This is a genomic window from Brevundimonas naejangsanensis, assembly GCF_003627995.1.
Taxonomy (GTDB): Bacteria; Pseudomonadota; Alphaproteobacteria; order Caulobacterales; family Caulobacteraceae; genus Brevundimonas; species Brevundimonas naejangsanensis_B.
The window spans coordinates 1,065,532-1,087,585 of sequence record NZ_CP032707.1; the positions used below are offsets into that span (position 1 = coordinate 1,065,532).

General features: G+C 70.7%; 20 protein-coding genes and 1 pseudogene. 6 read left to right on the plus strand and 15 right to left on the minus strand.

What is annotated here, in order from left to right:
• Window positions 1-104: 104 nt before the first annotated feature.
• A complete protein-coding gene (locus tag D8I30_RS04995) occupies window positions 105-923 on the minus strand; it encodes a potassium channel family protein (protein ID WP_240387336.1) in 819 nt (272 codons plus the stop codon).
• 32 nt (window positions 924-955) lie between these two features.
• Between D8I30_RS04995 and dapF the strand changes: the two genes are divergently transcribed.
• Window positions 956-1,873 (plus strand): diaminopimelate epimerase, encoded by a 918-nt coding sequence (gene dapF / locus D8I30_RS05000; RefSeq protein ID WP_240387337.1) that lies wholly within the window; start codon window positions 956-958, stop codon window positions 1,871-1,873.
• A 74-nt stretch (window positions 1,874-1,947) separates the two neighbouring features.
• Window positions 1,948-4,226, plus strand: a pseudogene (locus D8I30_RS05005) (NADP-dependent malic enzyme).
• Between the two features lie 64 nt (window positions 4,227-4,290).
• On the opposite strand, the gene D8I30_RS14690 reads toward D8I30_RS05005, so the two are convergent.
• From D8I30_RS14690 to rdgB, 11 genes are all read right to left on the minus strand, one after another.
• Entirely contained in the window at window positions 4,291-4,503 is a 213-nt protein-coding gene (locus tag D8I30_RS14690) for a hypothetical protein (protein WP_240387338.1), read from the minus strand.
• Window positions 4,455-4,949 carry a hypothetical protein gene (locus D8I30_RS14695; RefSeq protein ID WP_240387339.1) on the minus strand — a complete coding sequence of 165 codons (495 nt, stop codon included), beginning with the start codon at window positions 4,947-4,949 and terminating at the stop codon, window positions 4,455-4,457. The genes D8I30_RS14690 and D8I30_RS14695 overlap by 49 nt, the downstream gene beginning before the upstream one ends.
• On the minus strand, window positions 4,946-5,968 hold the full coding sequence (locus tag D8I30_RS14700) for an MFS transporter (RefSeq protein WP_240387340.1): 1,023 nt from the start codon (window positions 5,966-5,968) through the stop codon (window positions 4,946-4,948). The genes D8I30_RS14695 and D8I30_RS14700 overlap by 4 nt, the downstream gene beginning before the upstream one ends.
• 53 nt (window positions 5,969-6,021) lie before the next feature.
• The gene (locus D8I30_RS05015) at window positions 6,022-7,599 is read right to left on the minus strand and encodes a response regulator (protein WP_121481763.1); all 1,578 of its coding nucleotides are present in this window, start codon (window positions 7,597-7,599) and stop codon (window positions 6,022-6,024) included.
• Between the two features lie 23 nt (window positions 7,600-7,622).
• On the minus strand, window positions 7,623-9,233 hold the full coding sequence (locus D8I30_RS05020; RefSeq protein ID WP_121481764.1) for a YifB family Mg chelatase-like AAA ATPase: 1,611 nt from the start codon (window positions 9,231-9,233) through the stop codon (window positions 7,623-7,625).
• 87 nt (window positions 9,234-9,320) lie between these two features.
• Window positions 9,321-10,268 carry a glutathione synthase gene (gene gshB / locus D8I30_RS05025; protein WP_121481765.1) on the minus strand — a complete coding sequence of 316 codons (948 nt, stop codon included), beginning with the start codon at window positions 10,266-10,268 and terminating at the stop codon, window positions 9,321-9,323.
• A 118-nt stretch (window positions 10,269-10,386) separates the two neighbouring features.
• Window positions 10,387-11,199, minus strand: a complete 813-nt coding sequence (locus tag D8I30_RS05030) for a SirB1 family protein (RefSeq protein WP_121481766.1) — start codon at window positions 11,197-11,199, stop codon at window positions 10,387-10,389.
• Window positions 11,196-11,624, minus strand: coding sequence for a YraN family protein (locus D8I30_RS05035; RefSeq protein ID WP_121481767.1), 429 nt, complete (start codon window positions 11,622-11,624; stop codon window positions 11,196-11,198). The genes D8I30_RS05030 and D8I30_RS05035 overlap by 4 nt, the downstream gene beginning before the upstream one ends.
• Window positions 11,621-12,493, minus strand: coding sequence for a 16S rRNA (cytidine(1402)-2'-O)-methyltransferase (rsmI, locus tag D8I30_RS05040; RefSeq protein WP_121481768.1), 873 nt, complete (start codon window positions 12,491-12,493; stop codon window positions 11,621-11,623). Before rsmI ends, D8I30_RS05035 begins: the two co-directional genes overlap by 4 nt.
• Before the next feature lie 33 nt (window positions 12,494-12,526).
• Window positions 12,527-13,669, minus strand: a complete 1,143-nt coding sequence (hemW, locus tag D8I30_RS05045; protein WP_121483399.1) for a radical SAM family heme chaperone HemW — start codon at window positions 13,667-13,669, stop codon at window positions 12,527-12,529.
• A 118-nt stretch (window positions 13,670-13,787) separates the two neighbouring features.
• A complete protein-coding gene (gene rdgB, locus D8I30_RS05050; protein WP_121481769.1) occupies window positions 13,788-14,390 on the minus strand; it encodes an RdgB/HAM1 family non-canonical purine NTP pyrophosphatase in 603 nt (200 codons plus the stop codon).
• 441 nt (window positions 14,391-14,831) lie between these two features.
• Between rdgB and D8I30_RS05055 the strand changes: the two genes are divergently transcribed.
• Genes D8I30_RS05055 through D8I30_RS05065 form a run of 3 tightly spaced genes read left to right on the plus strand, consistent with a single transcriptional unit; the run spans window position 14,832 to window position 16,353 of the window.
• Window positions 14,832-15,464 carry a DUF2975 domain-containing protein gene (locus tag D8I30_RS05055; RefSeq protein ID WP_240387342.1) on the plus strand — a complete coding sequence of 211 codons (633 nt, stop codon included), beginning with the start codon at window positions 14,832-14,834 and terminating at the stop codon, window positions 15,462-15,464.
• Window positions 15,465-15,487: 23 nt separating this feature from the next.
• Window positions 15,488-15,718: a helix-turn-helix domain-containing protein gene (locus tag D8I30_RS05060; RefSeq protein ID WP_121481770.1), complete on the plus strand. Its 231-nt coding sequence runs from the start codon at window positions 15,488-15,490 to the stop codon at window positions 15,716-15,718.
• A gap of 2 nt (window positions 15,719-15,720) precedes the next feature.
• Window positions 15,721-16,353: a Smr/MutS family protein gene (locus tag D8I30_RS05065; RefSeq protein WP_121481771.1), complete on the plus strand. Its 633-nt coding sequence runs from the start codon at window positions 15,721-15,723 to the stop codon at window positions 16,351-16,353.
• A gap of 173 nt (window positions 16,354-16,526) precedes the next feature.
• Here the strand turns inward: D8I30_RS05065 and ccmB are convergent, their stop codons facing one another.
• Both ccmB and ccmA read right to left on the minus strand, forming a co-directional pair.
• The gene (ccmB, locus tag D8I30_RS05070) at window positions 16,527-17,192 is read right to left on the minus strand and encodes a heme exporter protein CcmB (protein ID WP_121481772.1); all 666 of its coding nucleotides are present in this window, start codon (window positions 17,190-17,192) and stop codon (window positions 16,527-16,529) included.
• On the minus strand, window positions 17,189-17,809 hold the full coding sequence (gene ccmA, locus D8I30_RS05075; RefSeq protein WP_121481773.1) for a heme ABC exporter ATP-binding protein CcmA: 621 nt from the start codon (window positions 17,807-17,809) through the stop codon (window positions 17,189-17,191). The genes ccmB and ccmA overlap by 4 nt, the downstream gene beginning before the upstream one ends.
• A gap of 186 nt (window positions 17,810-17,995) precedes the next feature.
• On the opposite strand from ccmA, the gene acnA reads away from it, so the two are divergent.
• Window positions 17,996-20,701 carry an aconitate hydratase AcnA gene (gene acnA / locus D8I30_RS05080; RefSeq protein ID WP_121481774.1) on the plus strand — a complete coding sequence of 902 codons (2,706 nt, stop codon included), beginning with the start codon at window positions 17,996-17,998 and terminating at the stop codon, window positions 20,699-20,701.
• 266 nt (window positions 20,702-20,967) lie between these two features.
• Here acnA and D8I30_RS05085 read toward each other — a convergent pair whose 3' ends face one another.
• Complete coding sequence (locus tag D8I30_RS05085; RefSeq protein WP_121481775.1) at window positions 20,968-21,861, minus strand: hydrogen peroxide-inducible genes activator; 894 nt, start codon at window positions 21,859-21,861, stop codon at window positions 20,968-20,970.
• Window positions 21,862-22,054 lie beyond the last annotated feature (193 nt).

Consider the following 22,054-nt stretch of genomic DNA (forward strand, 5'->3'; position numbering starts at 1 on the left):
GCGGCCGGCACCTTGGCGGGGACCCGGCCGCGCGGCAAGCGTCCGTAATCTTACGGGACTGTAATCTTTGGCCACGCGCGCATGGACCTGGCCTCGAGGCCCCCTCAGTCGCCCTCATCGGGAATGTTCAGGATCTGGCCGCAGGCCTTGCAGTGGACGGCGTCGGGATCGTGCTTCTGCAGGCCGCAGACCGGGCAGGGGAATTTCACCTTGTGCGGCCGGATCAGGGTCTGGGCCAGGCGGATGAACAGGGTGATGCCCACCAGCATGACGACGATGGAGATGACCCGCCCCCAGTTGCCCGGCAGGGTGATGTCGCCGAACCCCGTCGTCGTCAGGGTGGCGACGGTGAAATAGAGGGCGTCCAGATAACCGTTGATGTGCTCGGCCTTGCCCCGGAAATAGGCATAGACGAAGCCCGTCACCACGAAGACGAAGGTCACCAGGGCCGCCATGGCCCGAGTGATCTCCTCGACCCGGGTGTCGTCGTAGCGCCGCCCGATGGTCCGCCAGAACAGCTCGCTGTTCAGCAGGCTCCAGAACCGCAGCAGCCGCAGGAAGCCCAGGTTGGCCAGCCAGGCCGGGAACAGCAGGGTGGCCAGGACGAACAGATCGACCCAGACGATCGGCCGCTTCAGCCAGTCGCGCACGTTGGAATAGGCATAGGCGCGGGCCGCCAGGTCCAGCGCCAGCACCGCCGCGATCAGATAGTCGACGACATAGAAGGCCCAGCCGGCCTCCTTCAGGATCGGCGCCGCCAGAAAAAAGCTGATGATGACCAGGTCGACGACGATGACCATGAGGCGGAACTTCACCGCCGCCGGGGAAGCGCCATGATAGAAGTAGCGCAGACGCGCGCGCAGGCGCAGCCGGTCGTGGCCCCTAGGGTGATCGTGCGCGGTCGCCATGCGCAAGCGATACATGAAGTCGTGAAAAATCCTATATGAAGGCGGTCATGACCGCTTCCCGCCCCCCCGAAGGCCGCCCCTATGTCCGCATGAACGGCGCCGGCAACGCCTTCATCATGGTCCAGGCCTTCGACCGCCCCTTCCACCCGAGCGCGGACCAGGTGCGCGCCCTGGCCGACCCGGCTGCGGGCCTGGGCGGCTTCGACCAATTGATCGGCGTCGAGCCCTCGGAAAGCGCCGACGCCTTCATGCGGGTGTGGAACGCCGACGGCTCCATGGTCGAGACCTGCGGCAACGCCCTGCGCTGCGTCGGCTGGCTGCTGCTGGAGGCGACGGACAAGGACGAGGTCGTCATCGACACGGCGGCCGGACCGACAACCGCCCGGCGGGCGCCCGGCCCCGTCGGGTTGGGAGACCCCGCAGAGTCGACGACCGCGGCCCACCAGCAAGTCACCGTCGACATGGGCGCGCCGCGCCTCGACTGGACCCAGGTGCCCCTGGCCGAGGAAATGGACACGCGCGGCATCGAGCTTCAGGTCGGGCCGATCGACGCCCCCGTGCTGCACACGCCGGGCGCCGTCTCCATGGGCAATCCGCACGTGGTCTTCTTCACCGACCGCCAGGACGACGCCTTCGTGCGCGGCTCGGGCTCCCTGATCGAGCACCACCCCCTGTTCCCCGAGGGGGTCAACGTCGGCTTCGCCAAGGTGCTGGACCGCGGCCATATCCGGCTGCGGGTATGGGAGCGCGGCGCGGGCCTGACCCTGGCCTGCGGCACCGGCGCCTGCGCCGCCCTGGTGGCCACGGCCCGCCGCGGCCTGACCGACCGCAGGGCGCGGGTCACGGTCGACGGCGGCGAACTGACCATCGACTGGGACGAAGCCACGAGCCATGTCTTCATGACCGGCCCGGTCGCGGTCGAAGGGACCGGTTTCCTGCCCGCCGCCCTGAGCGATTGCGGCTGACGCCGCGTCAACGGTTGTCCCCGCCGATCCCAGGTTCTAGGAACGGCGGGCGCCTGCCCCTTCCCGAGATCAAAATGCCCGAATTGACCGACAAACAGACCTTCTCCGACGACGACGCGCTGGAGTTCCACAGCGATCCGACGCCGGGCAAGATCTCCATGGCCCCCACCAAGCCGATGGCGACGCAACGCGACCTGTCGCTGGCCTATTCGCCGGGCGTGGCCGTGCCGGTCCTGGCCATCGCCGCCGATGCGGACAAGGCCTACGACTACACCTCCAAGGGCAATCTGGTCGCGGTCATCTCCAACGGCACCGCCATCCTCGGCCTGGGCAACCTGGGCCACATGGCGTCCAAGCCGGTGATGGAAGGCAAGTCGGTCCTGTTCAAACGCTTCGCCGACGTCGACAGCTTCGACGTCGAGGTGAAGACCACAGACCCGGACGAGTTCGTCACCGTGGTCAAGAACATCGGCGACACCTGGGGCGGCATCAACCTGGAGGACATCAAGTCCCCGGAATGCTTCGAGATCGAGGCCCAGCTGCAGGACCTGCTCGACATCCCGGTCTTCCATGACGACCAGCACGGCACCGCCATCATCTCGACCGCCGGCCTGATCAACGCCTGCCACGTGGTCGGCAAGAAGCTTGAAGACATCAAGGTCGTCCTGTCGGGCGCCGGGGCGGCCGGTCTGTCGTCGATCGCCCTGATGAAGGCGGCGGGCGTCAAGGCCGAGAACACAGTCATCTGCGACCGTCAGGGCGTGATCTACAAGGGCCGGGACAACGTCTCCCAATGGCAGGCGGCTCACGCCACCGACACCCCCCACCGCACCCTGGCCGAAGCCATGGTCGGCGCCGACATGGTCATCGGCCTGTCGGCCAAGGGCGCGATCACCAAGGAGATGGTCGCCTCCATGGCGCCCAATCCGATCATCTTCGCCATGGCCAACCCCGACCCCGAGATCACCCCGAGGACGTGATGTCGGTGCGTTCGGACGCCATCATAGCCACCGGCCGCTCGGACTACGTCAACCAGATCAACAACGTCCTGGCCTTCCCCTATCTGTTCCGGGGCGCGCTGGACGTGCGTGCGCGTCAGATCAACCACGAGATGAAGATCGCCTGCGCCCACGCCCTGGCGGCGCTGGCGCGCGAGGATGTGCCGGACGAGGTCGCCGCCGCCTATCGCGGACGCAAGCTGAAGTTCGGCCCGGAATACATCATCCCGACCCCGTTCGACCCGCGCCTGATCTGGTACATCCCGCCTTTCATCGCTCAGGCGGCGATGGATTCCGGCGTGGCGCGCAAGCCGATTGAGGACATGGACGCCTATCGCATCTCGCTGCGCCAGCGGGTCGATCCGTCCGCCGCCCTGATGCAGAAGATCCAGGCCAGCGTGCGCTCGGGTCCGAAGCAGCGCGTGGTCTTCGCCGAGGGCGAGGAGCAGTCGGTGATCCGCGCCGCCTGGGCCTTCAAGCAGGCCGAACTGGGCACGCCCATCCTGGTCGGCCGCGAGGAGCTGATCCGCCAGAACGCCGCCGAGGCCGGTCTGAACTTCGACGACCTGGGCATCCAGATCATGAACGCCCGCATCTCGGAGCGGAACGCCGAGTACGTCGACTGGCTCTACTCCCGACTGCAGCGCCGCGGCTATCTGCGCCGCGACGTCCAGCGCATGATCAACCAGGACCGCAACTATTTCGGCGCCGCCATGGTCGCGCGCGGCGAGGCGGACTGCATGGTCACCGGCGTGACCCGCAACTTCAACATGGCCCTGAAGGAGGTCCGCCGCGTCCTGGACGTCACGGACCGGATGATCGGCCTGTCGATCCTCCTGGCCAAGGGCCGCACCCTGTTCGTGGCCGACACCTCGATCCACGAACTGCCCAACGCCGCCGAACTGGCCGAGATCGCGGTCAAGGCCGCCGCCACGGTCCAGAAGCTGGGCCGCAAGCCGCGCGTCGCCTTTCTCAGCTACTCGACCTTCGGCGACCCGCCGGGCGACCGCGGCGAGAAGGTGCGCGAGGCCATCCGCATCCTCGACTCCATGGATGTCGATTTCGAATATGAAGGCGAGATGCCGCCGGCCCTGGCGCTGAATTCCGACGCCCGCGCCAACTATCCCTTCATGCGCCTGACCGGCGACGCCAACGTCCTGGTCATGCCGGCCATCCATTCGGCGGCCATCTCGACGCGCCTGGTCCAGTCGCTGGGCGGCGCCACGGTGATCGGCCCTCTGCTGGTCGGCCTGGAGAAGTCGGTGCAGATCGTGCCCCTGGGCGCCTCGGTCAGCGAGATCATCACCGCCGCCACCTTCGCGGCCTACGCCGACGGGGTGAAGGTCGAGGACTGACGCCGGTTCGCCGGCCCATTAGGTTGAGAGGCGGCCCTGCGGGGCCGCCTCTTTGCGTTTGGGCTCAGGCTTTCGGGTTCAGGCGGCGGCGCTCGAACGTCAGCCGCGCCCATTCGGCCGCGCAGAAGACCACGGCGATGACGCCCAGCCAGGCGGCGATGACGAACATGGCCGCATAGCCCTGACGCTCGATCAGTTCGCCCAGCGCCCCCCGCCCCAAGGTGCCGATCAGCAGGGCCAGGGAGGTGAAGACGGCGAACTGAACCGCGCCGAACATCTTGTTCGACAGGGCCGACAGATAGGCGACGAAGGCCGCCCCGCGAAGCCGCCGGCGATGTTCTCGCCGGCGATGGCCAGCATCAGGCGCGCCAGGGGCTCGCCCACGCCGAACAGGCCGAACAGCTTGTAGAGGCCCGTCGCGCTCATGACGGCGCCGATCACCGGCGCCCCGAGGGCCAGGTCCATCATCAGCAGATTGGTCGCCGCCGACAGGATCGCGCCCAGCAAGAGGCTGGCCATCCGGCCGACGACCAGCAGGGCCCAGCCGCCCAGGGCGATGCCGACGATGGTCATGACCACGCCGAAGGTCTTGGACGCCAGGGCGATCTCCGTCTTGGTGTGGCCCAGGGCCCCGCCCGTGTCGCCCATGTAGAAGGGGAAGGCGAACGGCCCCCACACCCCGTCGGTGATGCGATAGGTCAGGATCAGACCCAGGACGATCACCGCCCCCAGCCCAGGCGGCCCATCAGCTCGACCAGGGGCGCCAGGATGGCGTCATAGAGGGTGTTGGCCAGGGCGGGCGCCTCCGCCCCCTCGACCGTCGGCTTGGTCTTCCCGCCGCGCCAGACGATGATCCCGGCCAGGACGGCGGGCAGGATCACGGCCATGCCGACGATCCACGGCCCCCAGACGGCGGTGAACTCTCCGGCGCTGGGGGCCGGCTTGACGCTCAGGGCGGTGACCATGAAACGCACCAGCATGAAGGCCGCCCAGGCCCAGGCGGCCAGGGTGACGGCCAGGGCCGTCATGCGCAGGCGCGGCGAGCCGATGCGCTCGCGCGCGATGGCGGTCCGCGGCGCCGCCTTGGGCTCGGGCGCGATCAGCGTGCCGACCAGGCCCAGCCCCATCAGCCCCGCCCCGATGACGAAGGTCGCCGCCCAGCCGAGATGATCCGCCAGCACCAGAGCCCCCGCGCCGCCCACCAGCGCCGCCGTGCGGAAGCCCAGCTGATAGACGGTGGACAGCAGGTCCACGGGCGTCCTCTCGTCCGCGACCTCGATCCGCCAGGTGTCGATGACGATATCCTGGGTCGCCGAGGCGAAGGCGCCCAGGGCCGCGGCGCCCGCCAGCACCCCGATGGCGTTCGTGCCCGGGTGCGACAGGGCGATGGTCAGCAGGGCGCCCGCCAGGACGATCTGGCACAACACCAGCCAGGAGCGACGGCGGCCCATGCGCCCGATCAGGGGCGGGATCAGGCCGACCGAGGGCGACCACAGGAATTTGAAGGCCCCGAACAGCCCCACCCAGGACAGGACGCCGATCGTCGCCACCGAGACCCCGGCGTCGGACAGCCAGGCGTTCAGCGTGCCGAACAGCATGGCGAAGGGCAGGCCCGCCGAGAACCCCAGCAACAGCATGGCCAGGGTGCGCCGTTCGCGAAACGCCGCCTTGAGCACGCCCAGCCCTTTCGGGGACGGCTGAAGCGCCGCGACCTCGGAAGCGGGCGTCTTGAAATCGGTCATGCGGGGCTCCGGCGGGCGCCGCCGGGACTCATGGGCGACGGGTTACTGGCAGTCTAGGACGCCGCGACCTTGGCGCGGTTGGCGGCGTTCGTCCAGCGGGCCAGGGCGGCGCGCAGGGCGTCGGCCTCCAGCGGTTTGGCCAGGTGGTCATCCATCCCCGCCTCGAGACAGGCGAGGCGGTCCTCGGCGAAGGCGTTGGCGGTCAGTGCGACGATCGGCGTCTGGTCCCCGCGCGCCCGCAGCGCCCGCGCCGCGCTCGGTCCGTCCAGGCGCGGCATGCGCATGTCCATGAAGATCAGGTCGAAACGGGCCGCCTTGGTGGCGTCCAGCGCCTCCTGGCCGTCGGCCGCGCTCTGGACCACGCAGCCCTCGCGCCGCAGCAGGGTCTTGGCCAGAAGGGCCCCGACCGGATTGTCCTCGACCAGAAGGATCCGCACCCCCTTGAAGGCGACGTTGGCCACCCGGTCGTCCTCGCCCGGCCGCGCGTGCGGGACGGGCAGGCCGCGCCGAGCCCCCGCCGCGGCCAGCACGCGCTCGGCCAGCGACGCCGGACGCAGGGGCTTGATCAGATAGCCGCAGAAGCCCCCCGCCCGATAGCGGTCGATCAGGTCACGCTCGGACGGGCGCAGCAGGACGATGGCCTGGCCCTGGGTCGGACGGCTGGCCAACTCGCCGTCCTCGGCGCCGGCGTGGTCGACCAGGGTGATCCCGGCCTGGCGCGCCGCCCGGCCGCCCGAGGCCTCGATCTGATCAGCCGCCGCGCGGCGCACGAAGGGGTCGGGGGTGCGGATCGCCACCGTCACCCCGTCCAGCGGGCGCGGACGCGGCGCCCCGTCCGGCGCGAGCGGAAACTCGGCCTCGAAGCGGAAGCGGGCGCCGGGTCCGTCGGGCCGGTCCTCGACCACGGCGGTCCCGCCCATGGCCCGGGCCAGCCGTCGCACCACCGCCAGACCCAGGCCGGCGCCGTCGAAACGGGCGGCGTCGGAGGCGTCGGCGTGGCCGAACTCGTCGAAGATGCGGCCGCGCGCTTCCGCAGGCACGCCGGGGCCGGTGTCGTCGACGATGAAGACGAGGCGGGCGCGCGCCGCGCCGCCGCGCCGACCCTCGACCATCTGGCCCTCGACCGCCAGCCGCACGCCGCCCCGGTCGGTGAACTTCACCGCATTGCCGGCCAGGTTGAACAGGATCTGCCGCAGGCGGCCCTCGTCGGCGACCACGTCCGGGGCGTCGGCGGCGACCGACCAGACGATCTCCAGCCCCTTGTCGTGGGCGCGCGGGCTCAACAGCTCGGCCACGCCCCGCACCAGCGCCTCCAGCTCGACCGGCGCCGGATCGAACTCCAGGGCCTCGGCCTCGAGGCGGGCGTAGTCCAACAGGTCGTTGACCAGGCCCAGCAGATGCTCGGCCGACTTCTGCGCCGCCTCGGCATAGGCGCGCTGCGCCCCGTCCAGACGGGTGCGCGACAACAGACCCAGCATGCCGATCACCCCGTTCAAGGGGGTGCGCATCTCATGGCTCATCAGCCGCAGGAACTGCTGCTCGGGCGAGGCCGCGTCCGCAGGTCCCGCCGCCTGAGGGGGGACGGGGAAAAGTTCGGTTTGCGATGACGATCTGCGGCGGGTCTGTCCCATGGCCTCACGCTAGGCCCCAGGGGTTAATCACAGGCGAACGGCGTTTGCGCAGCCCCCGGCTCATAGACGGGGAACATGGCCCGGCGGCTGGCCTGGCGGTCGAAGTCGTCCTGGGCGCCGACCGTGGTGCGGCGATACATCAGGGCCTCGGCCACATGGCGACGCAGGACGCCGTCGGCTCCGTCGAGGTCGGCGATGGTGCGGGCCAGGCGCAGGGTGCGGGTCCAGCCGCGCGCCGTCAGTTCGCCCGTCTCGCCTGCCTTCATCAACAGGGCGCGGCCCGCCGCGTCGGGCGCGGCGAACCGCTCGAGGGCCTCGCCCGAGGCCCGGGCGTTCAGCGCCTGCGTCCCTTCCAGCCCCGCCTCGGCGACGCGGGCCTGCTGCATCTCCATGGCGGCGGCGACGCGTCGGGCGGCCTCGGCCGTGCCTTCGGCGGGGGCGGGCAGGATCATGTCCGCGGCGGTGACCGGCGGCGTCTCCACCGTCAGGTCGATGCGGTCGAACATCGGGCCGGAGATGCGGTTCTGATAGTCCTTCTGGCAGCGCGGGGCCTTGCCGCAGGCGCCGCGCCCCGGTCCGCCCAGGCCGCAGCGGCAGGGGTTCATCGCCGCCACCAGCTGGAACCGCGCCGGATAGCGCACATGGGCGTTGGCCCGCGCCACCACGATCTCGCCCGTCTCCAGCGGCTGGCGCAGGGAATCCAGGGCCTGGGGCGAATATTCAGGCAGCTCGTCGAGGAACAGCACGCCGTTGTGCGCCAGGGAGGCCTCGCCCGGCTTGGCCTTGAGCCCGCCCCCGGTCAGGGCGGCCATGGAGGCCGAGTGATGGGGCGCGCGGAACGGCCGGTCGCGCGTCAGGGCCCCGCGCTCGATCAGCCCCGCCACCGACCAGACCATGGAGGTCTCCAGCCGCTCCATCGGCGTCAACGGCGGCAGCAGGCCGGGCAGGCGGGCGGCCATCATCGACTTGCCCGACCCCGGCGGGCCGACGAACAGGAGGTTGTGGCCCCCGGCGGCGGCGATCTCGAGGGCCCGCTTGGCCCCCTCCTGTCCCTTGACCTCGCGCAGGTCGGGCACGGCGCGCCCCTCGACCACAGGCCCCGGCTGCGGCGGACGCAGCACCTGGATTCCACGAAAATGGTTGATCAGACCGATCAGGGAGCGCGGGGCCAGCAGGCGGACCTCGCCCGCCCAGGCCGCCTCCGGCCCGTTGGCCTCGGGACAGATCAGGCCCAGCCCCATGGCGTTCACCGCCATGGCGGCGGGCAGGGTCCCGCCCACGCCGGCGATCTGGCCGTCCAGCCCCAGCTCGCCCACCGCCGCCCAGCCGTCGAGCGCATCCGGCCCGATCACCCCCATGGAGGCCAGCAGGGCCAGGGCGATGGGCAGGTCGAAATGGCTGCCTTCCTTGGGCAGGTCGGCGGGGGCCAGGTTGGCGATGACCTTCTTGGGCGGCAGGGCCAGGCCGATGCCGGCGAAGGCGCCGCGCACCCGCTCGCGGCTCTCGGCCACCGCCTTGTCCGGCAGGCCGACGATGGCGAAGGCCCCGGCGGGCGTCGCCACCTGCTGCACCTCGACGTCGACCCGGCGCGCCTCGACCCCGTCGAAGGCCACCGTCACCACCCGCGCGACCATGAGCTCCCTCCCGCAGCCGAGAGGGAACAAATCACGAACTCACGCGCCTTGCAAGAGCGTCGTTCGATCAACCTGCGGCGTGGTGGATCAGGCCGCCGCCTTGCGGGCCTCGATCACCTCCCACATGCGCTCGGTGGCGTCGACGCCGGCGAACTTCAGCAACTGCTGGGCGCCGGTGGGGGAGGTGACGTTGATCTCGGTCAGATAGTCGCCGATCACGTCGATGCCGACGAAGATCAGGCCGCGCTCCTTCAGATAGGGGCCGATGGCGGCGCAGATCTCCAGGTCGCGCGGGGTCAGCTCGACCGGCGCCGCCGTGCCGCCGACGCGCAGGTTGGAGCGCACCTGGTTCTTGGCCGGGATGCGGTTGATGGCGCCCACGGGCTCGCCGTCGATCAGGATGATGCGCTTGTCGCCCGCCGCGACGGCCGGGATGAATTTCTGGATTACCAGAGGATCGCGCGACCCGGCGGCGTGGATCTCGATCAGGGCCTCGAGGTTCGGATCGTCCGCCTTGAGCCGCACCACGCCCGACCCGGCCGCGCCGTGCAGGGGCTTGAGCACCACGTCGCCGTGGCGGCGGTGGAAGTCGACCAGCGCCTCGGGATCGCTGGACACCAGGGTCGGCGGCTGCAGGCCGGGGAAGAGGGTGGCGATCAGCTTCTCGGGCGCCGAGCGCACCTCGGCCGGGTTGTTGACCACCAGGGTCTGGGGATGCACCCGCTCCAGCAGATAGGTGGCGGTGACATAGGCCATGTCGAAGGGCGGGTCCTGGCGCATCAGGATCACGTCGACGTCCCGCGCCAGGTCCAGGCGCTCCTCCGGGCCGAAGTCGGCGTGGTCGCCTTGCTTGCGCTGCACGCTCACCGGCCGGGCGCGGCAGAACAGCCGACCGTCCTCCAGCGCCAGGGTGCGGAAGTCATAGACCCACAGCCTGTGCCCGCGCGCCTGCCCGGTCAGGGCCATCAGGAAGGTGGTGTCCGACTCGACGTTGACCGCCTCGAGCGGGTCCATCTGGATGGCGACCTTGAGCATGGATTGTCCTTCTTTGGAGGGCGCTATCGCTCGCGCCGCGGGCGCTCGCTGCTTGAGCGCCCGGAAGCGCCGTCGCTGCCTACTTGAGGCTCAAGGCGACGCGCCGCAAGGCTGAGCTTCAGTTCAACCGCATCCGCATGCGGTCGAGGCGGGCGTCGCAGGCCTCGGCGGGCTCGCCCAGGCTGCGGGCGCGCGACAGGGCCTGGACGGCCCCGGTCAGGGCGCCCTGCCGCTCGCGCGCGGCGGCGACGTCCAGCCAGGGGCGATGGTCCTCCGGGTCCAGCAGGGCGCGGCGCAGGGCCGAGCGCTCGGCGCCCTCGTAATCCTGGACCTGCAGGGCGCGGGTGAACAGGACGTTCTGCAGCCGGATCAGGGCCTGGCGCTCGCTGACGGGCGCCATCAGCAGGTCCAGACGGTCGGCGACGTGCGGCGTCAGGCCCGCCAGAAGGGCGCGGCGCGTCAGTTCGCTGGGCAGGACCAGCCGCCCCTGGCTGAAGGGGTCCAGCGCCACCGGCCCCTCGGGAGTCTCCACCCGCAGCAGGACGTGGCCGGGAAAATCCACCGCCGCCGCCGTCAGCCCGGCCCGCCGCGCGGCGTCTAGATAGAAGATGACCAGCACCGCCGACAGGCCGCGCCGCCGCTCGGCCACGTCGATGACATCGGTGTTGGCCGGATGGTCGTAGTTGATCAGGTCGCCGTTCAGCCGCAGGTCCCCGGCCAGGGCCTCGGTCAGGGCGTCGTCGGGGCCTTCGTTGGCCGCGCGTTCCTTCAGGCGCTGGGCGGCGTGGTCGGCCAGGATGCGGACCGGCGCCGGATCGCGGAAGGGATAGTCGTGAATGGCGCAGGCGATGGCGCATTCCAGCAGGGGGAAGGCGGCCTCATCCGCCTGCCCCGCCTGGGTCAGGATCGCCTCGGCCTCCTCGCGTGTCACAGACTGTCCGCTCCTGTGGAAATAACGCCGCGAAGATGCCGTGGAAATCGCCGCGGAGCCAGCGCCACCATATCGATTCTCAATTCCAGGCCGCTCAGCCCCGGACGGCCGCGCGCCACAGCCTGGCCCGCGGAGGCCAGCCGGCGATGCTGCTCCGGCCCCAGGGCCGCGAGGGCCGCCTCCAGGGAGGCCCGCCGCTTGACCTCGACCACCGCCAGGACGCGGCCGCGCCGGGCCAGGATGTCGATCTCGCCGCCGCGCCCCTTCAGGCGGAAGGCGAGGATCTGATAGCCCTTGAGCATCAGCCACAGGGCGGCCAGCCATTCGGCGTCATGCCCCTGGCGATGCGAGCGGCCGCCCAACGCCCTGCGCCAGCCCGCCTTGGGCCGCCGAGGCGCCGCAGCGGGGCGCAGGCCCCGGCTCACCGCCCCTTGAGCTCCAGCGCCCGCTTGTAGAGGGGTTTGCGCGGCAGGTTCAGGGCCCTGGACACCTCGGCCGCCGCCTCGCCGGGGGGCAGGCGGGTCAGAGCCTCGGCCAGGGCGGCGTCGGCGTCGGCGGCGCTGGCGACTTCGGCCTCGCCGGGCCCGACCACGATGACGATCTCCCCCTTGGGGGCGTCGCAGCGGGGATCGGCGGCCAGGTCGGCCAGGGTTCCGCGCACGCACTCCTCATAGAGCTTGGTCAGTTCGCGGGCGACGGCGGCCGGGCGCGGCCCCAGCACCTGCGCCATGTCGGCCAGGCTGTCGCGCAGGCGCGGCCCGCTCTCGAAGAAGACCAGGGTCTGACGGCCCGGCCTCAGCTCCTCCAGCGCCGAGCGGCGCGCGCCCGACTTGGGCGGCAGGAAGCCGGCGAACAGCACCCGGTCGGCGGGCAGGCCGGCGATGCACAGGGCGGCCAGCAGGCTGGACGGGCCAGGCACGGGGTGGACCGGCAGGCCCTCGGCCACCGCCGCGCGCGCCACCACATAGCCGGGATCCGACACCAGGGGCGTGCCCGCGTCCGACACCAGGGCCACCACCTCGCCCGCCTTCAGCCGCTCGACGGCGATCTCGGCGGCCCGGGCCGAGGCGTGGTCGTCGCAGCGCTCCAGCTTGGCCTTCAGCCCATAGGCGGTCAGCAGCTTGGCCGTGACCCGCGTGTCCTCAGCCAGCACCAGGTCGGCCGCCGCCAGCACGTCCAGCGCCCTCAGCGTCATGTCGCGCAGGTTCCCGATCGGCGTCGCCACCAGATAAAGGCCCGGCGAAACGGGGCGCGCGGGCGGGGCGGTCGGCGGGAAAAGCGGGGCGTCGGACATCGGCCGGACCCTGCCAGTCCGACGCGGCGCGGTCTAGGTCAGCAGGGCCTTGAGCACGGCGTCCAGCAGGGGCCGCCCGCTCGCCGTGGCGGCGACGCGGCCGTCCTTCAGGCGCACGAAGCCGTCCGCCAGCAGGTCGGCCAGCCGCCCCTCGTCCGCCGACAGCCCCAGCCGCTGCAGCAGGGCCAGGGGCACGCCCTCGACGGTGCGCAGGCCCAGCAGGACCCGTTCCTCGTCGGCGTCCCGCGGGCTCAGGGTCTCGCGCTCGCCCCAGGGGTCGCCTGTGGCCACGCCCTGCACATAGTCGGCGATGCGGCGCCGGGCGACCGTGGCGACGCGGCCCTCGGCCAGGGTCAGCCGGCCGTGGGCGCCGGGGCCCAGGCCCAGATAGTCGCCGCCGCGCCAGACGTGCAGATTGTGGCTCGAACGGGCGGCGACGTCGCGCGCGTGGTTAGACACCTCATAGGCCTCGAACCCCGCAACCTCGAGCGTCGCTTGCGTGGTCTCGTAGAGTTCGGCGGCCAGGTCCTCGTCGGGCGGGGTCCAGGCGCCGCGCGCCACGGCCCGGCCAAAGGCCGTCGTCCCTTCGATGGTCAGCTGATAGGGGGAGACGTGCTCGAACCCCAGGTCGAGGGCGGTCGCCAGTTCGGCGCGCCAGTCGGCCACCGTCTGGCCCGGCCGAGCGTAGATCAGGTCGATCGACAGGCGCGGAAAGGCGCGGGCGGCCAGAGCGATGGCGCGACGCGCCTCGGCGGCGGAATGGTCGCGGCCGAGGAATTTCAGGGCCGCGTCGTCGAACGACTGCACCCCCATGGACAGACGGTTGATCCCCGCCTCGGCCAGGGCGGCGTAGCGGCCCGCCTCGGCGTCCGTGGGGTTGGCCTCCAGGCTGATCTCGATTTCGCCGCCACCGGAGCCGCCGCCGGGGAAGAGGACACGCGCCCGCTCCACCACCGCCGCCACGGCCTCGGGCGGCATCAGCGAGGGGGTGCCGCCGCCGAAGAAGATCGAGGCCAGGGCGCGCGGCCCGACCAGGGCCGCCTGGGCCTCCAGGTCGGCGAGGATGGCCTGGGCCAGCCCCGCCTGCTCCGCGACCCGCCTCCGGTCGCGCACGACGTTGAAGTCGCAATAGGGGCAGATGCGGGCGCAGTAGGGCCAGTGGACATAGAGCGCGATGGAGTCTTTCTCGCCCCTACCGCCGGTTTCGCGGAAGCCGGCTGCTTGAGGGGCCGACTGGTTCTCGCCCCTATCGCCGCCCTCGCTGAGGACGGCGGCTTGAGGGCGCGGGTCGGCCTCAGTCAATCAACGCCGCCTTGAGGCGGGCGAAGGCGCGGCCGCGGTGGCTGATGGCGTCCTTCTCGGCCGGGTCCATCTCGGCGAAGGTCAGGTCCGACCCTTCCGGCTGGAAGATGGGGTCGTAGCCGTGGCCGCGGTCGCCGCGCGGCGGGAAGACCAGCTCCCCGTCGACCCGGCCCTCGACCACGACACAGGGGCCGTCGGGCCAGGCCACGGCCAGGGCCGAGGTGAACCAGGCGCTGCGGTCGCGCGAGCCCGTCTCCTCCAGCCGCTGCTCGACCTTCCTCATGGCCAGGGCGAAGTCCTTGGTCGGCCCGGCCCAGCGCGCCGAGAAGATGCCCGGCGCCCCGTCCAGCGCCGCCACCGACAGGCCGGAATCGTCGGCCAGGGCCACCTCGCCCGAGACCTGGGCGGCGTGGCGCGCCTTCAGCATGGCGTTGCCCGCGAAGGTGCTCTCGGTCTCGTCCGGCTCGGGCAGATTCAGCTCTCCGGCCGTGACGATCCGGTAATGTCCATCCAGCAGCGCTTCGATCTCGCGCGCCTTGCCGGGATTGTGGGTGGCGGCGACGAGCCGCATCCCCTTGATGAGCTTGAGATTCATGGCCCGACCTTAGTCCCGTCCGATGCCTTGCGAAAGTTTAACATCGTTAAACGATATGTAAGTTGGCATTTTCAGGGGCACGGCCTATCTTCTTCATCAAGAACGGAGGCCGCACCGTTCAGACGAAGCGGAAATCACGCAACGTCGATCCAGCGGCACAGGAAAAACGCACAAAAATCGTGCAACGATGGAGAGATGATTATGCAAGCGATGAAAACCTCGATCTGGCTGGACCGCGTCGGTCACGGCATCATCAACGGCGCCCTGCTGATTTCCCTGCCGGCCGCCGCCGTCGCCCTGATCCTGCAAAGCCTCTGACCGTCCGTCGGAGGGGGAGGCTTTGACGATCGACATGAACGCCGCGAAGAATAGCGCCGCGCGTGGGTCGACCGGACCCCGCGCGGCGACCGCGCCTCGATCTCCGGCCTGAGACCCAAGACCATGCGATTCCCGAAACCGGACTTTCTCGGGAAATCCGCGCCGCGCAGCCCCGAAGACGCGCCGGCCTATCGCCTGAAGTCCGCCCTGCGCACCCCCAATGTCCGCACCCTGGGCCCCGGCTCGGTGTCGAGCCTGCTCAAGATCGCCCTGGACGTGGCCTATGTGCTGATGGCCCTGGTCACCGGCCTGCTGCTGCTGCTGTGGGCGGCGTCGATCTTCATCCCCCTGGACAATCTCAACGTCACCGTCACCGACGGGACGGACGGGCGCCAGATGCCCCTGACGCGGCCGCTGCTGCTGTTCGGCCTGGGCGCCCTGACCGCCTATTTCGGCGGCTTCCTGCTGATCCTGCGCTATCTGCGCAAGATCTTCCGCACCCTGACCCTGGGCGACCCCTTCCAGCCCGACAATGTGCGCCGCCTGCGCCAGATCGGCCTGATCCTGGCCGTGGTCACCGGCGGCGTCTGGGCGGCCCAGGGGATGGTGGCGGCCCGGCTCGCGCCCGGCGTCATGGAGCCGCAAGGGATCAGCGACCTGCTCACCCCCGTCTTCTCCATCCTCGTCGTCTTCGTCCTGGCGGAGGTGTTCCGCGAAGGCGCGCGCCTGCGCCGCGAATCCGAACTGACGATCTGATCCGAAAACGCTAAGCTCAATCCATGGCCATCCGCGTCCAGCTCGACCGCATCCTCGCCCAGCGCCGCATGTCGCTGACGGAACTCGCCGACCGCGTCGGCGTGACCGTCGCCAACCTGTCGATCCTCAAGACGGGCAAGGCGCGCGCCGTGCGCTTCACCACCCTGGACGCCCTGTGTCGCGAGCTGGACTGCCAGCCCGGCGACCTGCTGGCCCATGAGCCGGGCCCGCCGGCCTTCGACGACGAGGACTGAGGGTGGCCCGCTCCCCTTCGGGCAAGGGGCCGCCGAAAGCCGCATCCGCGACCAAGCCCGGAACGACCGAAGACGACAGGCGCATCTGGGGCCGCGTGACGGCCACGGTGACGCCCCCGGCGCAGCGCAAGGCCGCGCGCGTGACGCCCGGCGCCGTCCTGCCGGCGCTCGACGAGGCGCCGCCCGCCGCGCCGCCCGCCGCCCAGCGCGGCGTCGCCGGCAAGAAACGCGCCGCAGCCCTGACCCCCGCCTCGGCCGGACGCGTCGCCGCGTCCCCGCCGCCGAAGCCCCCGGCCCCGCGCCCCCGCCCGGCGCCCGAGGAGCTGGAGCCGCGCCGCCAGCGCCGCCTGTCGCGCGAGCGCGATCCGATCGAGGCGCGCATCGACCTGCACGGCTTCGGCCGCTTCGAGGCCGAGGACCAGCTGCGCGGCTTTCTGATCGGCTGCCAGGCGCGCGGCCTGCGCTCGGTCCTGGTCATCACCGGCCAGGGACGCCGGGGCGGCGGCGTCATCCGCGCCTCGGTGCACGAATGGCTGACGGGTCCCCACCTGCGCGGCGTCGTCTCGGGCTTCGCCTCGGCCCACCGCCGCCACGGCGGGGAGGGCGCGCTGTATGTGACGCTGAAGGGGCGGTGACGACCGAGAAAGAGCTTATCTCCACTCTCTTCGTCATCCTCGGGCTTGACCCGAGGATCGAGCGCGCAACGCGCTCACCTCTTCCCTTCCGTCTGGCGCCATTATTCCTGAACAGCGCGGAGCCGACAGCCCGATCCTCGGGTCAAGCCCGAGGATGACGGCGGAGGAAGGGATCACCCCTGCGCGTTCTTAACGGCGGCGGCCCCCGCCAGCGGCGCGATCACCAGGGCGAACAGGACGTAGGCGCCCAGCAGGGCCAGGGCCGAGGCGGGGCTCTGGCCGTTCGCCGCGCGGGTCAGGGCGCCGGCGCCGAACACCACCGGCGGAATGAACAGCGGCAGCACCACCACGGCGATCAGCAGCCCGCCGCGCCGCGCCCCCAGGGCCAGGGCCGCGCCCAGCGCCCCGGTGAAGGCGAACCCCAGGCCGCCCAGCGCCGCCGACAGCCCGGTCAGGCCGATGAGCTCGGCCGGCTGGCCCAGAGCCAGGGCCGCCACCGGCGCCGTGAGGGCCAGCGGCAGGCCCGTCGCCAGCCATTGCGCCAGGGCTTTGACCGTCATCGTCGCCTCCAGCGGCAGGGGTCCGGTCGCCAGCAGGTCCAGCGCCCCGTCCTCCAGGTCGCGCTCGAACATCCGCTCCAGCGACAGCAGGGAGGCCAGGGCCAGGGCCATCCAGGCCGCGCCCGAGGCCGCCGGGGCCAGGACGCGCGGATCGCCCCCCGCCGCCAGGGGCAGGATGGCCGTCAGGCACAGCAGGAAGCCGCAGGCCAGCAGCGGCCCGCCGCCGCCGCCCCAGGCCAGGGACAGTTCGCGCGCGAACAGGGCGCGGACGGCCGTCATCGCGTCGCCCCCAGGTCCAGCGGCCGCGCCGAGACGGGCAGGGGGTCGTGGACGGCGGCCAGGATCAGGCCGCCGCCCGCCAGATGCTCGGCCATCAGTTCAGCCGCGACGCCGCGCCAGGCCTCGTCCAGCGGGGCTAGGGGCTCGTCCAGCAGCCACAGGGCGCGCGGCGCGGCGACGAGGCGGGCCAGCGACAGCCGCCGCCTCTGACCGGCCGACAGCTTGCGCGTCTCCAGATCCAGCAGGGGGGCCAGCTTCAACCGCTCGACGGCGGCGGCCAGGGCGTCGGTCGAACCGCCCAGCCATTCGACCTGGAAACCCAACTCCTGCCTGGCCGTGCGCTGGGGCTTCAACCCTTCGTGATGGCCGAGCAGGTGCAGGGCCGCGCGCCGCGCCGTCTCGGCCTCGATCTCACCGTCGGCGCCGCGAAAGGCGACGCTCCCCGCGTCGGGCCGGATGAAGCCGGCCACGGCGCGCAAAAGGCTGGTCTTGCCCGCCCCGTTGGCTCCCGTCAGGGCGACCGCCTCGCCCGCCGACAGGCCGGTCGTCAGGCCGACGAACAACCGCCGTTCGCCGCGCGACAGGGTCAGGGACCGGATATCGACGCCGATCAGCACTTGCGAGTCTCTCTCAATGTCCACGTCAGGGGTGTGGATACATGGACGATGCCCCCGCGCGGGATTATATGCCCAAGCGCCGCAGCAGGCTTTCGCCGCGCGCGCCGGGGACCTGTGCGCCCCGACGTCCAGCGCGCGAAGGCGCAACCGAATTGTCGGGCGGCGTTTGCCAGAGGACTACTCTCCATGCCGTCGATCGACAGCCTCAAAACCCGCCAGGACCTCGCGGTCGGGCGCAAGAAATACGCCTATTACAGCCTTCCCGCCGCCGAGGAAGCCGGTCTGGCCGGGATTTCCCGCCTGCCGCGCTCGATGAAGGTGCTGCTGGAGAACCTGCTGCGCAACGAAGACGGCGTCTCCGTCACCGAGGACGACCTGAAGGCCGTCGCCGCCTGGATCGAAAACAAGGGCGCCGTCGAGCACGAGATCGCCTTCCGTCCGGCCCGCGTGCTGATGCAGGACTTCACCGGCGTTCCGGCTGTCGTCGACCTGGCGGCCATGCGCGACGCCATGGCCAAGCTGGGCGCCGATCCGGCCAAGATCAATCCGCTGAACCCTGTCGACCTGGTCATCGACCACTCGGTCATGGTCGACCACTTCGGCGACGCCAAGGCCTTCGGCCAGAACGTCGAGCGCGAATATGAGCGCAACATCGAACGCTACAACTTCCTGCGCTGGGGCTCGTCGGCCTTCAACAACTTCCGCGTCGTGCCGCCCGGCACCGGCATCTGCCACCAGGTCAACCTGGAGCACCTGGCCCAGACCGTCTGGACCGCCGAGGAAGGCCGCAAGACCGTCGCCTATCCCGACACCGTGGTCGGCACCGACAGCCACACCACCATGATCAACGGCCTGGCCGTCCTGGGCTGGGGCGTCGGCGGCATCGAGGCTGAGGCGGCCATGCTGGGCCAGCCGATCCCGATGCTGATCCCCGAAGTCATCGGCTTCAAACTGACCGGCAAGCTGCCGGAAGGCGCGACGGCCACCGACCTGGTGCTGACCGTCACCCAGATGCTGCGCAAGAAGGGCGTGGTCGGCAAGTTCGTGGAATTCTTCGGTCCCGCCATCGCCGGCATGACCATCGAGGACCAGGCGACCATCGCCAACATGGCCCCGGAATACGGCGCCACCTGCGGCTTCTTCCCGGTGTCGCAAGCCACCATCGACTATCTGACGGCCACCGGCCGTGAGAAGGCGCGCGTCGCCCTGGTCGAGGCCTACGCCAAGGCGCAGGGCCTGTGGATCGACGAAACCTCGGAAGACCCGATCTTCACCGACGTGCTGGAGCTGGACATCTCGACGGTCGTGCCGTCGCTGGCCGGTCCGAAGCGTCCGCAGGACCGCGTCGAGCTGACCGTCGCCGCCCCGGCCTTCGCCACCGCCCTGGCCGACGTCTTCGCGCGCCCGACCGACGCCCCGCGCGTCGCCGTCGAGGGTGAAAAGTTCGACCTGGGCGACGGCGACGTGGTCATCGCCGCCATCACCTCCTGCACCAACACCTCCAACCCGTCGGTGCTGATCGCCGCCGGCCTGGTGGCGCGCAAGGCCCACGCCCTGGGCATGAAGGTCAAGCCCTGGGTCAAGACCTCGCTGGCCCCCGGCTCGCAGGTCGTCACCGACTATCTGACCGACGCCGGCCTGCAGAAGGACCTGGACGCCCTGGGCTTCAACCTGGTCGGCTACGGCTGCACCACCTGCATCGGCAACTCCGGCCCGCTGGACCCGGCCGTGTCCAAGGCGATCAACGACAACGGCCTGGTGGCCACCTCGGTCCTGTCGGGCAACCGCAACTTCGAGGGCCGGGTGAACCCCGACGTCCAGGCCAACTACCTGGCCTCGCCGCCGCTGGTGGTGGCCTACGCCCTGGCCGGCTCGATGCGCATCGACATCACCAAGGAGCCGATCGGCCAGGACAAGAAGGGCAATGACGTCTTCCTGAAGGACGTGTGGCCGACCTCGGACGAGATCGCCGCCATCCAGAAGAAGTCGGTCACGCCCAAGATGTTCGCCAAGCGCTACGCCGACGTCTTCAAGGGCGACGAGCACTGGCAGGCCATCAAGGTCACCGGCGGCCAGACCTATGAGTGGGACGACAACTCCACCTACGTCCAGAACCCGCCCTACTTCGAGGGCCTGTCGATGGAGCCGGCCCCGGTCAGCGACATCGTCGAGGCGCGCATCCTGGGCATCTTCGGCGACTCGATCACCACCGACCACATCTCTCCGGCCGGTTCGATCAAGAAGGCCTCGCCGGCTGGTCAGTACCTGACCAACCACGGCGTCGACGCCCTGGACTTCAACAGCTACGGCGCCCGCCGCGGCAACCACGAAGTCATGATGCGCGGCACCTTCGCCAACATCCGCATCCGCAACCGCATCACCCCCGACATCGAGGGCGGCGTCACCAAGCACTTCCCCTCGGAAGACACGATGTCGATCTACGACGCGGCCATGCGCTACCAGTCGGAAGGCCGTCCGCTGGTCGTCTTCGCCGGCAAGGAATACGGCACCGGCTCCTCGCGCGACTGGGCGGCCAAGGGCACCCGCCTGCTGGGCGTCCGCGCCGTCATCGCCGAAAGCTATGAGCGCATCCACCGCTCGAACCTGGTCGGCATGGGCGTCGTCCCGCTGCAGTTCAAGGAAGACGGCTGGCAGAAGCTGGGCCTGACGGGCGAAGAGATCGTCACCATCCGCGGCCTGACCGACGCCAACGTCGGCAAGCTGAAGCCGCGTCAGGACCTGTGGGTCGAGCTGTTCCGTCCGTCGGACGGCAAGATGGCCCGCTTCCCGGTCCGCTGCCGCATCGATAACCAGACCGAGCTGGACTACTTCAAGGCCGGCGGCGTCATGCCCTACGTCCTGCGCAACCTCGCGCGCGGCGACGAGAAGTAAGAGGTCTCAAGCAGCGCGAAAGCGCGTTAGACCAAACAAGAATGAAGGCCGGCGGAGCGATCCGCCGGCCTTTTTCGTTGCCTTCCCCACCGCACCTGCCGTCATCCTCGGGCTTGACCCGAGGATCGAGTTCAGCGGCGCATTCGCCCTTGCCTACGCTGTGCAGGCGGACACCCCGATCCTCGGGTCAAGCCCGAGGATGACGGCGAGGGAGAAGAAGCGCAGAGGAAGGCTTGGCGGCCCAATCGGCCTCGCCGCTCGCCCCATCAGTCCAGCTTGAGCGCCTCGGCCAGCAGGCGCGCCTCGGCTGCGCGGCTGGAGCCGGCGCGCCAGGCGACCACGATCTCGCGGCGCGGCGCGTCGTCGGAAATGGGCCGCACGACGACGCCCGGACTGTCGGCCAGACCCGCCTTCACCGCCATCTGCGGCAGGAAGCTGACGCCCAGCCCCGAGGACACCATCTGCACCAGCGTATGCAAGGATGTGGCGGCGAAGACGTCCTCGCCGCGCGGCGCTTCGATATTGACCGCCGCCAGGGCCTGATCGCGCAGGCAGTGTCCGTCTTCCAGCAGGATCAGGTCGTCGGCCTTCAGCATTCCCTCCGGGATCGGCCCGGCGCCCGCCAGCGGATGGCCGACGGGGGCGGCGGCCAGGATCTCGTCGTCGCCGATATGGGCGTGGTCGATCCCCGGCGCGTCGTAAGGCAGGGCGATGACGGCGGCGTCCAGCTGGCCCGCCTTCAGCCCGGCGATCAGGCGCGGCGTCAGGTCTTCGCGGATGAACAGGCGCAGGCCCGGATACAGGGTCTTCAGCCCCGGCAGGGTGCGCGGCAGCAGGAAGGGCGCCACCGTCGGGATGATCCCCAGGCGGAACCGGCCCGACAGTGGCTTGCCCGCGTTCTGGGCCGCCTCGACCAGGTCCTCGGCGCGCGCCAGCACGTCCTCGGCCCGGCGCACCGCCTCGGCGCCCACGGCGGTCAGGATCACCGCCCCGCGCGTGCGCTCGACCACCGCGGTGCCCAGGACGCGCTCCAGCTCCTGCACCCCCGACGAGAGGGCGGGCTGGCTGACATGGGCGGCCTCGGCGGCGCGGCTGAAGGAGCCGTGCTCGGCCAGGAGCTTCAGATATTGCAGCTGGCGCAAGGTGGGCAGGACGGACATGGGTCACGCTGGTTGTTGAGAGGCCGCTCCAGACATAGGCGTCGCCTATGCCGAAATCAAAAGCCATCGATCGTTTCTATGAAGCCGGCGGCGGATGGCGCGCATCATAAGACAAATCTATTCGCATGAGCAAAATGATCGATTTGACTTAAGCAGCCTCAAGGCCCATCTCATGGCCTCGACGGTTCGCCCT